The sequence below is a fragment of the Clostridia bacterium genome (genome assembly GCA_026414765.1).
In the GTDB taxonomy this organism is placed as follows: domain Bacteria; phylum Bacillota; class Clostridia; order Acetivibrionales; family DSM-27016; genus SKW86.
On record JAOAIJ010000037.1, the window covers coordinates 1 to 16,393 of the forward strand.

Genomic DNA, 16,393 nt, shown 5'->3' on the forward strand with positions numbered 1-16,393 from the left:
CAATAAGGATGAGGCAAAAATAACCTTTGCTGATATAGAAGACAGCCTTATTCTTGTTACAAACTCTTTCTCAACCGTTACGAGCTACGAAAACCAGACTAAAAAGGCCATAACCAATAAATTTATACAGGAAGCCATGACTGAATTTTTAAAGCAGCAGCTTGAAATTTATTTTATAGAAAATAAGGCCGAGAGTGATAGGATAATTGAACAGATACTGGTCAATAAGAGAAGCCGTGAGACGGCTGAAAAGACCAGGATAAACATTAAAAAGAAGCTTTCGGGCACTATAGATATTTCAAACAGGGTAAAAAAATTCGTCGACTGCCGTACAAAGGATTTAAGTAAAAGGGAAATCTATATAGTTGAGGGAGATTCGGCCCTTGGCGCCTGTAAGCTCGGAAGGGATGCGGAATTCCAAGCTATCATGCCGGTTAGGGGTAAGATATTAAACTGCCTCAAGGCTGAGTATGACAGCATATTTAAAAACGAAATAATAGTTGACCTCTTAAAAGTCCTGGGTTGTGGAGTGGAAATAAAATCAAAGCATAATAAGGATCTGCATACTTTTGATATAAACAACCTGCGCTGGAACAAGGTTATTATATGTACCGATGCAGATGTAGACGGCTTCCAGATAAGGACACTGATTCTGGCTATGCTCTACAGGCTGGTGCCCACACTCATACAGACAGGTAAAGTGTATATAGCAGAATCTCCGCTTTTTGAGATAAGTACTAAGGAAAAGACATACTTTGCGTATTCTGATAAGGAAAAGAACGATATTGTAGCAAAATTAAAGAGCAAATATAGCATTCAGAGATCAAAGGGGCTTGGTGAAAATGAACCTGACATGATGTGGCATACAACTATGAACCCTGAAACAAGAAGGCTTATCAAGGTAATGCCGGATGATATGGAAAAGACTGAAGAGTTTTTTGATTTGCTGCTGGGTGAAAACCTGCCGGGTAGAAAAAGCTATATAGAAACTAACGGGTATAAGTACCTTGATATGATTGACGTAAGCTAAGCAGGAGATTATGATAAGCGTTGGGTTACTGTGTCAGAGATCGCCTTTGCTGCAACCATTTCTGACGATTAACATGAATATTCCGGAAAATACCCCCTCCCCCAAAAAAAGAGAGGGGTAGGGTGAGTTGGTGGAGGGAAAATGTCAAAAAACAATCCTATAGAACAAAAAATTGTCGATACCCTGGAAAAAAATTATATGCCCTATGCCATGAGTGTTATAGTATCAAGGGCAATTCCTGAAATTGACGGGTTTAAGCCGTCTCACAGAAAGCTGTTGTATACGATGTACAAAATGGGACTGTTAACAGGGCAGAAAACAAAATCTGCAAATGTTGTCGGTCAGACAATGAAGCTTAATCCCCATGGAGACATGGCAATATATGAGACTCTTGTAAGGCTGACAAGAGGAAATGGCGCTTTGCTGCATCCTTTCATAGATTCCAAGGGAAACTTCGGAAAACAGTATTCAAAAGATATGCAATTTGCTGCACCGCGTTATACAGAAGTGAAATTGGATAAAATATGCGAAGAAATATTCAGGGATCTTGATAAGAATACGGTTGATTTTGCTGACAATTATGACGGTACAATAAAAGAGCCGACATTGCTCCCTACTACGTTCCCAAGTATACTTGTGAACTCCAATCAGGGTATAGCAGTAGGAATGGCAAGCAACATATGCAGCTTCAACCTCCAGGAGGTATGTGCAGCAACCGTACAGTATATTATGGATGAGGATGCTGAGATAACCGGATATTTAAAGGCTCCAGACTTATCTTCAGGCGGTCAGCTCATATATAACCCAAAGGATATTATGGATATCTATAATACTGGCAGAGGAAGCTTCAAGGTAAGGGCAAAGTACAGATATGACAAGGCAAACAGCTGCATTGAAATATATGAAATACCTTATACCACCACTACTGAAGCAATTATGGATGCAATAATCGGACTGGTTAAGGATGGGAAAATAAAGGATATAACAGATGTCAGGGATGAGACGGATTTAAGCGGACTTAAAATAACTATAGATATTAGAAAAAGTGCGGAACCTGATAATTTGATGAATAAGCTGTTTAAGCTTACACCTCTTCAGGATACCTTCAGCTGTAATTTTAACATCCTTGTTAATGGGAATCCCAGGGTTATGGGGATAAAAACAATACTGGGTGAATGGCTTTCCTTCAGGATTAATTGTATTAAGAGACAGACTTTATTCGATATAGATAAGAAAACAGAGAAGCTCCATTTATTGCTTGGTTTAAGAAAGATACTTCTGGACATAGACAAGGCAATAAAAATAATTAGAGACACAGAGCAGGAAGCGGAAGTTATTCCAAACCTTATGAAAGGTTTTGACATAGACCAGGTTCAGGCGGAGTTTATCGCTGAAATCAGGCTGAGGAACCTTAATAAGGAGTATATTCTAAAAAGGGTCAGTGAAGTAGATGACTTACAGAAGGAAATAGATGAACTGAAAGATTTATATGGCAGCGACAGCAAGATAAGGAAGGTTATTATCAGACAGCTTAATGAAGTATCAAAGAAATACGGACAGCCGAGGCGTACGGAGATTATTCAGGAAGAGCATATTGAGGAGATAACCCATGAACACTTGATCGAGGACTATAATCTGAAGCTTTTCCTTACAGAGCACAACTATCTCAAGAAAATACCGCTCGTTTCCTTAAGGGCAAATCCCGAACACAAGCTTAAGGAAGATGATTTCATCATACAGGAGGTTGATACTCATAATAAAGCGGATTTACTATTGTTCTCAAACAAGTATACGGTATATAAGCTGAAAATATATGAGATAAGCGACTGTAAAGCCAGCAGCCTGGGAGAATACCTTTCAAATCTTCTGGGACTTGATGCTGATGAAAGGATTATTCACATTATAGCTACGGATGACTATAAAGGATATGTGCTGTTTGCTTTTGAAAATGGTAAGGCAGCAAAAATCGATCTTGAAAGCTATGCTACAAAAACCAACAGAAAGAAGCTGGCAAATGCATACTCGGACTTGTCACCTTTGGTTAAAATGATGTACCTTAATGAAGATATAGAGCTTGTTGCTTTTAGCAGCATTGATAAGATACTTATATTTAGCACCTCAAATATCAACTCCAAATCGACAAGAGATTCACAGGGAGTACAGGTGCTGAAGTCTAAAAAAGGTAGTATAATGACGGCAGTAAAGAGGGTAGAGGAAGTAGGGTTTAAGGATCTTGACTATTACAGGACTCAGAATATTCCTGCCGTAGGATGTTATCTGAAAGACGAAGATCAGCAGGATGAGCAACTAACGCTGCCGATAGACTTGTAAAATAGGTAAACAAGTCCTGTTCTTACGGGGCTTGTTATTAATTTATCTAGCTTTTACTGAAAATGGAGATAAAAATGCACCAGGCAAGCACATATAAAATTTCTGTAAGAAATCTAATTGAATATGCTATGAAGACAGGGGATGCTTATGCAGGTTACGTAAGCAGTTTTAGAATGGTAGAAGGTATAAAGGCACATACTTTCATTAGCAAATCCAGTACAGAGGAGTATTTGCCTGAGGTTCCGGTTTCCATACTGATAGAAAGAGACAATATCCTTCTGGAGGTAAGTGGACGTGTCGACGGAATAATAAAGTCCGAAGAGGAAATTGTCATAGACGAAATAAAATCCACAACTATTGAGCTTGACGAAATAGAAGAAGATTACAATCCCATGCATTGGGCACAAGCCAAGTGTTACGCTTATATATACGGTTTTCAGAACTGCATGGAAAGTTTAAAGGTACAGATCACTTACTATAATATTGATTCCGGTTCTATAAAGTGTTTCTCAAAAATAATTGGTATCAAAGAGTTGGAATACTTTTTCTATGAACTGGTGGATAAGTATGTTTTGTGGTTGAAAACCCTGCATGACTGGGAAGAAATAAGGAATGAATCCATCAGTAAGCTGGAATTTCCTTTTGAGACATATAGAAAAGGGCAGAGAAGTCTTTCGGCAGCTGTATATAGAGCCATAAAAGAGGAAGGAAAGCTGTTTGCTCAAGCCCCAACAGGAATTGGTAAGACTATGGCGGCTATTTTCCCGTCATTAAAGGCTATGGGGCAAGGCTATGCATCAAAGATATTTTATCTTACAGCAAAAACTATTACCAGGTCTGTAGCGGAAGCTGCTTTTGAAAGGCTGAGAAGCAAGGGGTTGAGGCTAAAAACCGTAACTATCACTGCTAAAGAAAAAATATGCTGCAACGGGGTTTTCTCATGCAAGCCTGAGAATTGTGAATTCATAAGAGGGTATTATGACAGAGTAAATGGTGCTATACAGGACATATTTGTTTTAGATTCATTTACAAGAGATACTTTGTCGGAGTATGCGCATAAACATAGAATCTGTCCATTCGAATTCTCGCTTGACATTTCGCTTTGGTCCGATTACATTATTTGTGATTATAACTATGCCTTCGATCCCGGTGTTTATCTGAAGCGGTATTTTATGCTTGGTACAGGAGACTATGTATTTCTTGTTGATGAAGCACATAATCTTGTGGATAGGGCAAGAGAAATGTTTTCAGCGTATATCGGCAAAAAAAAGGTTTTGGATCTGAAAAGAGAAGTAAAAGGTGTAAAAAATCTGGAGAAAAGTATTGGAGCTATAAATGATTTTCTGATTGGAGTAAGAAAAAAGCTTGAATGTGAGGATACACGGTCAATTGTGAAAAAAGAGCCCGATAGGGATTTTTACTCGGTTCTGAAAAAGTTTACGGTTAAAGCGGACAAGTATCTGTCCGGCAGCGAGCCTCTTCACTTCAGGGACAAGCTTTTGGAATTCTATCTTGAGGCCATGAGTTTTCTGCGTATCGCTGAATTTTTTAATGAAAGATATGTTACTTATTATGAAAGAAATACAAATGACATCATATTAAAACTCTTTTGCCTGGACCCTTCGTTTCTGTTAAACCAGGCAATGAAGAGGGCAAAAGCATCCATCCTTTTTTCTGCCACACTGTCACCAATGAAATATTTTGCAAAGATACTAGGTGGGGACGAAGAGCTTGACATTAAGGAAGAGAAGCCCGTAAGCCGTATCCGCCTGCCTTCACCTTTTCCAAGGGAGAACTTATGCATTATGATGGATCCGACTACTTCCACCCGGTATAGCACAAGGGAATTTTCATATAATAAAATTGCTTTATCCTTATATACCTTCTCAAGTAGTAAACCGGGAAACTTTCTTGTTTATTTTCCTTCGTACAGTTATATGAATGAAGTTTATGTTAGGTTTACAGGCATGAATACCGGAGTGGGAACTATCTGCCAGAAACCTGATATGACAGAATCAGAAAGGGAAATGTTTCTTGAAGAGTTTGCTGAATGCAGGCAAGGCAGCTTGCTGGGGTTTGCTGTAATGGGAGGAGTATTCGGTGAAGGTATCGACTTGATTGGAGAGAGGTTGTCAGGAGTTGTCGTAGTAGGTGTAGGTTTGCCCCAGATATGCCTTGAAAGAGACATAATCCGAAATTATTTTGATGAGCAGAATGGACAGGGTTTTGAATATGCATATATATATCCGGGGATGAACAAGGTAATGCAGGCAGTCGGTAGGGTCATCAGAACTGAAGAGGATAAAGGGGCGGTTTTATTGATTGATGAACGGTTTTCCTATTCTGCCTACAGGGGATTATTTCCCACCGAATGGCATCCGGTAATTGAAGTGAAAGGTAATAAATCTTTGAAAGAAATTCTTGAGGATTTTTGGACGAACTGTTTAAGAGATTAGACTGGAAAACCAAGTAGAAAAATGATATTATTTTTAGTAAATTTCACTGTAGCGGAGCATTTTTTGAAATAATTGGCCTATAACCGGGAGAATTGGCGGGGAGATATATGAAAATACAGTATTTGCTTTACATGGTTTTATTTATAGGTATTTACGGGTTGCTGAACTACTATATCGGCCGTAGAGGCTGGCAGACTATAGGCAGCAGGTTTCCCAGAAGCTGGGCTAAGGGATATTGGATAATTTTCTGGATTGCGGCATTTTCATATGTTATAGCAATGGCAGGAGTACAATTTATACCCGGAACCGTGAGCGAGATTCTGGATATTATTGGTTCGTACTGGATGGCGGCGATTTTATACTTATTGCTGACAATAGCCGTTATAGATATAATACGTATATTGCTGAAGCTTTTCAAAAAGTTTCCATCAAACTTTAGCAATAATCCAAATATTGCTTTCTTAACAGGTATTCTGGTCATTTTTCTGGTAGCGGGCATACTTGCATATGGTACATGGAACTCAAGGAGAACACATATCAAGCATTATGACATAGATATTGCCAAAAAGGCGGACACCTTAAAACAACTGCATGTAGCCATGGTTTCCGATATACATCTCGGAAAGGTAGTAAATAAAAAACGTTTGGCAAAAATGGTTGAAGGCATTAACAGGCTTAACCCGGATATTATACTTATAGCCGGAGATATACTGGATAGCAGCTTAGAGCCTTTTGCAAACGAAAATATGGGAGAAGAATTCAAAAAGCTGAAATCAAAATATGGAGTATATGCTGCATTGGGTAATCACGATTATTTCAGCGGCAGTATGGAGGAAAAGGTCAGTTTGTTCAATGATGCCGGCATTAATGTTTTGAGAGACAATGCAGTGAAGATAGGTGAGACTTTTTATTTGGCAGGGCGTGAGGACAAGTCTTCTGTAAGAAGAAAACTTGGTGGAGAAAGGAAAAGCCTTGAATCCGTTTTGGGAAATGTAGACAAATCACTACCTGTTATACTGCTGGATCATCAGCCTGTCAACCTGAGTGAGGCTGTGGGCCAGGGGGTGGATTTACAGCTGTCTGGGCATACACACCAAGGACAGCTTTTCCCGATAGATCTTATAACAAACAAAGTGTTTGAAGTAGATTACGGATATCTCCGGAAAGAAAATACCCACTTCATTGTCACCAGTGGTTATGGTACATGGGGACCGCCTATCAGGGTCGGAATCTCTGGCGAGATTGTTGATATCACTATCAATTTTAAGTAAAAAAACAAGCATAATGCTTGTTTTTTTATATGCAGGAAGTTGAAAACAACCAAACATATGTTTGAAATCGTTTTTTAATATGGTATAATTATTTTGGACACATACTTAAGTTCGATAGGAGACATACCATGCTTGATTTTAAAGTTGTATCGGATTATAAGCCTTGCGGTGACCAGCCAAAGGCTATAAAAGAGCTTGCAAACGGAATAAATATGAGATTTAAGCACCAGACTCTGCTTGGTGTTACCGGATCTGGCAAGACTTTTACAGTGGCTAATGTAATTGAAAAGGTTCAGAAGCCTACGCTTGTGATTGCGCATAACAAAACTCTTGCAGCCCAGCTTTACAGTGAATTCAAGGAGTTTTTTCCAAATAACGCAGTAGAGTATTTTGTAAGCTACTATGACTATTATCAGCCTGAGGCTTATATACCCGCAACTGACACTTATATAGAAAAGGATTCATCAATAAATGATGAAATAGATGAGTTGAGGCATTCTGCAACAGCTGCGCTTTTTGAAAGAAGGGACGTAATTATAGTTGCAAGTGTATCATGTATATATGGTTTGGGTGATCCGACAGATTACACAGATCTGATGCTATCCTTAAGACCGGGTATGCAAAAGGACAGGGATGAGGTAATCAGAAAGCTGGTTGATATTCAATATGAAAGAAATGAGATAGAATTTAAAAGAGGAAAGTTCAGGGTCCGTGGAGATGTACTGGAGATATTTCCTGCTTCTTCGTCACAAAAAGTATTCCGTGTGGAGTTTTTCGGAGATGAAATAGAAAGAATTACCGAAGTGGATTCACTTACGGGAGAAGTTCTTGGTGTAAAGCCTCATATTGCTGTTTTCCCTGCATCGCATCATGCTACGAGCAGGGCAAAGATGGAGCGTGCCATTGTTACTATTGAGCAGGAACTGGAGTGGAGACTTGAGGAGCTTAAAATTCAAGGCAAGCTGCTTGAGGCACAGAGATTGGAACAGAGAACGCGGTATGATCTGGAAATGATGCAGGAAATCGGTTTCTGTCAGGGGATTGAGAATTACTCAAGGCATATCAGCGGTAGAGAGCCGGGGAGTGCACCTTTCACCCTGTTGGATTATTTCCCTGATGATTTTTTGCTGGTTATAGATGAGTCTCATGTATCGGTACCTCAGATAGGTGCGATGCACAACGGAGACCGTTCTAGGAAAGAATCACTTGTTGATTTCGGTTTCAGACTTCCTTCAGCATTTGATAACAGACCGCTTAAATTCTCCGAGTTTGAGGAAAGAATAAATCAGGTTGTATATGTCAGTGCAACGCCCGCTCAATATGAAAGGAATCACTCGGTTCAAATAGTTGAGCAGATAATACGTCCCACCGGTCTGATTGACCCTGAGGTGATTGTAAAGCCGGTTAAGGGGCAGATTGATGATCTGATCGGTGAAATAAGTGAGCGGGTCTCAAAAAGTGAGAGAGTACTGGTTACCACACTGACAAAGAAGATGGCGGAGGATTTAACAGACTATCTTAAAGAACTGGACTTTAAGGTTGAATACCTGCATTCAGATGTAAAAACGTTGGAAAGGGTAGAAATTATAAGAAATCTCCGGCTAGGAGTTTTTGATGTGCTTGTTGGTATAAATCTGCTGAGGGAAGGATTGGATATACCTGAAGTATCAATGGTTGCGATACTGGATGCAGACAAGGAAGGATTCCTGCGTTCGGAAACTTCCCTTATTCAGACGATAGGAAGAGCGGCAAGGAATATAGAAGGAAAGGTCATAATGTATGCAGACACTATGACTGACTCAATGAAGCGTGCGATAAGTGAAACAAACAGAAGAAGAGGGATTCAGCTTAAATACAACGAAGAACATGATATCGTGCCTAAATCCATACAGAAAGGCGTAAGGGATGTAATTGAATCAACAAAAGTTGCTGAGGACAGTGCCAAATACTCAATGCGGTCTGATGAGGATAATATGGCTGTTGGAGAGATCGAAGAGCTGATTGAAAGATTATCGGAAGAAATGCGGATAGCTGCTTCAGCTCTTCAATTCGAGAGAGCTGCAGAACTTAGAGATAAAATAAAACAACTAAAGGATAAGTTATAGTAGAAAAGTTATGGAAATAAATATTGATAAGAATAGCCCCATACCGGTAGGTATACAAATAAAAGAGCAACTTAAAATGCTAATAAATTCAGGGTTTTACAAACATGGAGACAAGCTTCCCTCGATAGCGTCATATGCAGCTTCCCTTGGTGTAAACAAAAATACTGTCGTTGCTGTTTTGAAGGATCTTGAAACTGAAGGCTATATTGAATGCTTCAGAGGGAAAGGAGCATTCATTAGCCTTCAAATCCAAAATGCTCTGATCAGTGAAGAGTTTCAGCACAGAGTAGACGCTTTAATAGGTGAAGCAAACAGAAGGAAAATAACACTGAATGAACTGCTAAACCTGATAAATGTACGATTCGCTTATGTGCAGGCAAACAAGAGGGTAAAAGCTTTGTTTTTAATGGGGGTTAACAGAGAACTTATTGAATGTAATGTAAGGAAGCTTAAAGAAAATATAAGCAGGGTTGATTTCGAAGGCTTTTATATAGGAAAGGATACTATGCGCGAGCAAGTGGCGGAAGCTTTTGAAAGAGTTGACTTCGTAGTAGTTCCCAGTATAGTATATGAATACTTTAAGCTCTTGATACCGGAGAATAAACCAATAATAAAAACGGGGCCTGAATTGAGCATGCTTAAGCAGCTTGAGAGAGGGACTGAAAAGAAATCGAAAACAGCAGTTATCGGGGCTAGTCGTAATGGGGCTCAGATAATGGCAGGGATGTTTATAACAGAAAGATTTTTCAGGCCAAAGATAGTACTGGCTGCCAGAGAGATTGAGAAGTACAAGAAAGACTTGAAGGACATGGACAGTTTTGTAATATGTACCAGTGCAAAAGATGCGGTTGATAAGGTAAAATTCAGGGACAAAGCTGTGTATTTCTTTTCGGATTATGTTTGCAGAGACAGTATAAATGATATAAAAATATATCTGGAAAAAATAAATTGCACAGGTTAACTCACTTGTATTTTTATTTTTAGCTGTGCTATAATTTCTGCATGTATGTTAATAAGGCTCATAGAGGCAAACATATAAAAATAATATGATTACCAATATAACAATGGCGTTATATAGAAAAATGAAATATTTATGGGGGGTTTGAAATGGATCAAACTGAAATCAGGAATCGCGAAGCAGAGTTGTTGTACGTGATACCCGTAGGAATGCATGAGAAGGATGAGATAAATTCTCTATTAAGAGATCATCCGGAAGTAAAATTTGTTTCACTTGTAGGTATTGATTTAAGAGGAAATGATACTGATGAAAGAATTCCAATCAATAGCTTTTTGGAAGATATTGAAGAATTTTTAAGTGGTGGTGTACAGACTGACGGCTCAAGTGTAGTTTTGCCCGGAATTGCCACCCTGAACGATGGAAAAGTTGAAATTGTGGCAGACTGCTCTGTAAATTGGTTTATTGATTATAACTTTGAACACATCGATTATGAAACTGGGCGTCCGATAGGAACTTTAAGAATACCTTCATTTCTTGTACATAATGGCAGGAAAGTTGATTCCAGATCTATATTGCAAAAATCTACAGATTACTTCAAAAAGGAAATCATTAATTTGATCAGGGAGAATCCAAAGGTAGCAGAGGAGATAGGTGCTACTGCAGATGATATAAGTGAAGTTCGCCTTACTGCGGCAACAGAGCTTGAGTTTTGGGTGAAAACTCCCGATGATATTGCTGAGTATGAGGAGCTGTCTGTCTCACAAGTGCTTCAGGAACAGTACTGGAAAAGGACAAAAGGGATTGTCAGGACTGCTCTAGAAAAATCCCTGATGCTTCTGGAAAGATACGGTATAAAGCCTGAGATGGGACACAAGGAAGTTGGTGGTGTTAAGGCCCGTATCAGTGGAGACGGAAATTTAAGCCACATAATGGAGCAGCTGGAGATTGACTGGAAATTCTCTCTCGCTCTGCAAGCTGCGGATAATGAATTGCTGGCGAGGATACTGATAAAGGAGACCTTTAGAAAACATGGACTCGAAGTAACGTTTATGGCGAAGCCTATAGAAGGAGTTGCCGGAAGTGGGGAACATACCCATGTAAATGCTACAGCCAAGCTTAAAAACGGAAAAATGATCAATCTTTTTGCAGCTAAGGAAGCGAAGAAGGATTTTCTTAACCCTATCGGTTGGGGAGCTTTGATGGGGCTGTTAAAGAACTATGAGGCCGTAAATCCGTTCATTACTTCCAGCAACGATGCATTTAACCGCTTGAAACCCGGTTTTGAAGCTCCTATTTGTATAGTAGCATCAATTGGAAATAATGTTGAGGAGCCGTCCAGAAACAGAACTGTACTGGCTGGACTTATCAGGGATATGTCAAACCCCTTATCAGTCAGGTTTGAAGTAAGGTCGCCAAACCCTCATACCAATACGTATCTGGCAATAGCCGCTATTTACCAGGCTATGCTGGATGGGATAAAATACGCGGTTAAATCCGGTAAAACAGCTTCTGAGCTTGAAAAGGAGTTTTCTAAGGAAGCAGGAACGGCAAGTGAATATCTTGAAAAGGATAGGGCATATAGAAGCGAAGAAGATGTATTTGAGCATTACACGGAAGAGGAAAGAAACTCCTTTTTTGGTATACCGCCTGCAACTGTATGGGAAAATCTCAGGAGCCTGTCTGTTTACCCCGATAAAGCCTCTGTGCTGATGCAAGGAAATGTGTTTGAACAGGATATAATAAATTCATATATAAAAGCAACCTGCATTCAGTGGACCATGGAACTGAGTGAGCGCATAATTTTAGAAGGAGCCGACCTGGTAAGGAGCTGTATAAAGCGTCACAGAAGCGGTGAATTTACTGATTATGATGAAGAACTTTGGTCGAAAATAAATGCATTGAGGCATAATCTCATGAAGGATTCCCTAAAGACAAAATCTTTATTCAGCAGGATCAGGGAAGCGATTGATTCCAAAGATTATGATAAGGTTTCAAGCCTGCAGCTGGAGATGGCGTCTAAGGTAAGCGAGCTGAAAAAATTGTACAATGTTTATAAAAGAAATATTATAGAGAATGAATGGTAATATAGAAAAATCTGAAAATACTGATGAAGCTCCAAATATGTACAAATGTACAGGTTTGGAGCTTTTATTTGTGCTTTACATACCATTTTTTATGATGTATAATTTATTTCGTTGTTCATAAGATTAGTTAACAGAATAAAGTAGCTGGGGGAGCCAGGAGGCTGAGAGAGATGAAAATTTCGACCCTTTGAACCTGATGTGGTTAATACCGCCGTAGGGAAGCTGAAATAACACTATTGACGCTTATCCCAGGGTAAGTGTTTTTATTTTGTTTAAGAATGGAGGTTGTCAAAATGACACAAATTTTAGATCCGCTCAAAGAGTATCTGGCAAGACTGGTGGAGCCAAAGCCACTGATTAGTCTGGCAGCTCTTATAGCATTAATAATAGTATTAGTATTGATAAGAAGCAAAACAAGTTTAAGTGTAAAGATGCTTTCTTACGGTGCTATCGCTATTTCTGCTGCATTCATATTGTCTTACGTAAGGATATACAAAATGCCTACGGGAGGAACAGTAACACTTGCGAGTATGCTGCCCATATTCATTTTTGCTTACATAGCAGGTCCCAGGGCAGGTATATTGGCAGGAATGTGTTATGGCTTGCTACAGTTCATTCAAGATCCGTTCCTTGTACACCCTGTACAGTTTATACTGGATTATCCCCTGGCGTTTGCACTGCTGGGATTAGCCGGTCTGATAAAAGATAGATTGTTTATTGGAGCAGTTATCGGATGTGCAGGAAGATTTATTTGCCATTACCTTTCAGGAGTAGTATTTTTTGCAGAGTACGCTAATGGGCAAAATGTGTTTATATACTCTCTTGCATATAACTCTTCTTACCTGATACCTGAGCTTATTATCATATTGGGAATTCTTCTTGTTCCGAATATGAAGACAGCCATAAAGAGGGTGCGGGCAGCCAGTTATTGAAAGAAAAAAAATATGCAGATACATATGGAGGCATCTCAGAAATGAATATCTGGGGTGCTTTTTGTATAATATCTAAAAAAATTATTTTTTTCGAACAAATGTTTGCATTTTATTTACAGTTTGCTATAATAGTATATGCGTAACGATCATGATTAGGGGGCAATGGTTTGCAGGTTATTCTTACAGATGAACTGTTGACTCTGAACATATACTTTATTTAGTAAGCAGGTGTAGAATATGATAAGGGATAATATTTTTATTAAAGGAGCCAGAGAGCATAATCTTAAGAATGTCGACATCGAGATACCAAGGGACAAGCTTGTAGTAATAACAGGCTTGAGTGGCTCAGGTAAATCGTCTCTTGCTTTTGATACGATTTATGCGGAAGGGCAAAGGCGGTATGTAGAGTCTCTTTCAGCATATGCCAGACAATTTCTCGGTCAGATGGAGAAACCGGAAGTTGACTATATAGACGGATTATCTCCGGCAATATCTATTGATCAGAAAACAACCAGCAGAAATCCGCGTTCGACTGTTGGCACAGTGACTGAAATATATGATTACTTAAGGCTGCTATATGCGAGGATTGGAGTACCTCACTGCCACATATGCGGTAAAGAGATTTCCCAGCAGACGGTTGATCAGATGGTAGATCATATATTGGGTCTTGAGGAAGGTACGAAAATTCAGATTCTCGCGCCTGTAGTTAGGGGAAGAAAAGGCGAGTATCACAAACTGATAGAAGATGCTAAAAAAGGTGGATTCGTAAGAATCAGGATTGACGGAGAAGTAATGGATATAAATGACGAAATACACCTGGATAAGAATAAGAAACATACAATCGAAATAGTAGTGGACAGGCTTGTCATAAAGAAAGATATACAAAAAAGACTTGCGGATTCCATAGAGACAGTACTCCATCTTAGTAGTGGAATAGTAGTGGTCGATGTTATAGGTAAGGAGGAGCTTCTTTTTAGCCAAAATTTTGCCTGTAGTGACTGTGGAGTGAGTATTGAGGAGCTTGCACCGAGGATGTTCTCATTTAATAACCCGTTTGGAGCATGTCCTACATGCAGTGGATTGGGCACTCTGCTAAACATTGATCCTGACCTTGTTGTTCCGGAACGTTCCAAGTCGCTTGCAGATGGTGCTATTGCCGTGTCAGGATGGAACATTGAAAATGAAGATGCGTATTCAAGAATGTTTTTTAATGCACTGGCAAAACATTATAAATTTAAGCTGGATACACCAATTGACAAGCTTCCGGCAGATATTGTCGATATTATACTTTATGGAACAAAAGGTGAAAAAATCAAAGTAGAGTATGAAAGAGAATATGGAAGCGGTTCATATATGGCGGCTTTTGATGGAGTTATAAATATAGCCGAGAGGCGGTATAGAGAGACTCAGTCTGATGGAATGAAACAATACTATGAGGGCTTTATGAGCAGTAATCCTTGTCCGGATTGCAAAGGTGCAAGATTAAAGAAGGAAAGCTTGGCCGTTACCGTTGGAGGGAAAAATATACATGATGTGGTTAGCATGCCGGTACTGGAAACAAAGAATTTCTTTAATAACCTGAATCTTAATCAAAGAGACAGTATCATAGCACACCAAATAATGAAGGAAATCAATGCAAGAGTTGGATTCCTTGTAGATGTCGGTTTGGATTACCTGACATTGTCCCGCTCTGCCGGTACTCTTTCGGGAGGGGAAGCCCAGAGAATCAGGCTGGCAACTCAGATCGGATCAGGGCTTATGGGGGTTTTATATATACTTGATGAACCCAGTATCGGCTTGCATCAGAGAGACAATGACAGACTGTTGAAAACTCTGAAGCGTTTAAGGGATTTAGGCAATACCCTCATTGTTGTTGAGCATGATGAAGATACCATGTATGCTGCCGACTATATCATCGATATGGGACCTGGTGCCGGAATACATGGGGGACAGGTGGTCTGTAAGGGGCCTGTTGACGTAATCAAAGAATGTGATGAATCTCTTACCGGATTATACCTGAGCGGTAAAAAGAAAATCGAGATACCAAAGAAAAGAAGAAAGCCAAACGGTAAATGGTTGGAAATACTAGGAGCAAGAGAAAATAACCTGAAAAATGTCGATGCAAAGATACCCTTGGGAGTGTTTACATGCGTTACCGGAGTTTCTGGTTCAGGTAAGAGTTCTTTGATAAATGAGATATTACACAAAAAGCTGGCAGCAGAATTGAACAAAGCAAGAACCAGGGCTGGTGAACACGATGCAATCAAAGGGATAGAATATCTGGACAAAGTAATAGATATAGACCAGTCGCCTATAGGGAGGACTCCGAGATCAAATCCTGCGACATATACGGGAATGTTTGATTTGATAAGAGAGGTATTTGCAGGAACTACAGAAGCTAAAATGAAAGGCTATAAATCAGGACGTTTCAGTTTCAATGTAAAAGGTGGGCGGTGTGAGGCTTGTAATGGCGATGGAATAATTAAAATAGAAATGCACTTTTTGCCTGACGTTTATGTTCCGTGTGAAGTATGTAAAGGGAAAAGGTATAACAGGGAAACTCTCGAGGTAAAGTATAAAGGTAAAAATATATCTGATGTTCTAAATATGACAGTAGAAGATGCATTGGAATTCTTTAAGAATATACCCAGAATACAAAAAAAGCTTCAGACATTATATGATGTAGGGCTGGGCTATATAAAAGTTGGGCAACCCTCAACAACACTGTCGGGAGGCGAAGCACAGAGGATTAAGCTTGCTACCGAACTTTCAAAAAGAAGTACCGGAAGTACTATGTATATTCTTGACGAACCTACCACAGGCTTGCATGTTGCGGATGTCCACAGACTGATAGATATATTGCACAGACTTGTTGAGGCAGGTAATTCTGTACTGGTTATTGAACACAATCTTGACGTTATTAAAACAGCTGACTATTTGATAGATCTTGGACCTGACGGGGGAAACCGAGGTGGAACGATAGTAGCTCAGGGTACTCCCGAGCAGGTAATTAAAGTAGACCGATCCTATACGGGGCATTTTTTAAAGAAAATTCTGCAACAATAATAAAAAATCCTTGGATGTATTTACATCCAAGGATTTTTTTATACAGATTAGTTTACTATAAATTAACTAGCTGTAAGGGTATATTATGTACTTGATCATATTGACACATAATTATTGCATAAGTGGGAATAATTACAAAGTGTTTAATCAATTATAATCT

At 39.3% G+C, this 16,393-nt stretch carries 9 protein-coding genes and 1 riboswitch; all 9 genes read left to right on the plus strand.

Annotated features, from left to right (window positions below; genetic code table 11):
- Window positions 1-1,030, plus strand: a 1,030-nt coding sequence (locus N3I35_13575; GenBank protein MCX8131114.1) for a toprim domain-containing protein, incomplete at its 5' end; no start/stop codon positions are given.
- Window positions 1,031-1,171: 141 nt separating this feature from the next.
- The gene (locus N3I35_13580) at window positions 1,172-3,361 is read left to right on the plus strand and encodes a DNA topoisomerase (ATP-hydrolyzing) subunit A (GenBank protein MCX8131115.1); all 2,190 of its coding nucleotides are present in this window, start codon (window positions 1,172-1,174) and stop codon (window positions 3,359-3,361) included.
- 74 nt (window positions 3,362-3,435) lie between these two features.
- On the plus strand, window positions 3,436-5,817 hold the full coding sequence (locus tag N3I35_13585) for an ATP-dependent DNA helicase (protein MCX8131116.1): 2,382 nt from the start codon (window positions 3,436-3,438) through the stop codon (window positions 5,815-5,817).
- Between the two features lie 107 nt (window positions 5,818-5,924).
- A complete protein-coding gene (locus N3I35_13590) occupies window positions 5,925-7,088 on the plus strand; it encodes a metallophosphoesterase (protein MCX8131117.1) in 1,164 nt (387 codons plus the stop codon).
- A 128-nt stretch (window positions 7,089-7,216) separates the two neighbouring features.
- A complete protein-coding gene (gene uvrB / locus N3I35_13595) occupies window positions 7,217-9,193 on the plus strand; it encodes an excinuclease ABC subunit UvrB (protein MCX8131118.1) in 1,977 nt (658 codons plus the stop codon).
- 10 nt (window positions 9,194-9,203) lie between these two features.
- A complete protein-coding gene (locus tag N3I35_13600) occupies window positions 9,204-10,154 on the plus strand; it encodes a GntR family transcriptional regulator (protein ID MCX8131119.1) in 951 nt (316 codons plus the stop codon).
- Between the two features lie 146 nt (window positions 10,155-10,300).
- Entirely contained in the window at window positions 10,301-12,235 is a 1,935-nt protein-coding gene (locus tag N3I35_13605) for a glutamine synthetase (GenBank protein MCX8131120.1), read from the plus strand.
- 136 nt (window positions 12,236-12,371) lie between these two features.
- A riboswitch (TPP riboswitch) is annotated at window positions 12,372-12,472 on the plus strand.
- Window positions 12,473-12,528: 56 nt separating this feature from the next.
- Window positions 12,529-13,167: an energy-coupled thiamine transporter ThiT gene (gene thiT / locus N3I35_13610; protein MCX8131121.1), complete on the plus strand. Its 639-nt coding sequence runs from the start codon at window positions 12,529-12,531 to the stop codon at window positions 13,165-13,167.
- Between the two features lie 237 nt (window positions 13,168-13,404).
- On the plus strand, window positions 13,405-16,233 hold the full coding sequence (gene uvrA / locus N3I35_13615; GenBank protein MCX8131122.1) for an excinuclease ABC subunit UvrA: 2,829 nt from the start codon (window positions 13,405-13,407) through the stop codon (window positions 16,231-16,233).
- Window positions 16,234-16,393: the final 160 nt, after the last annotated feature.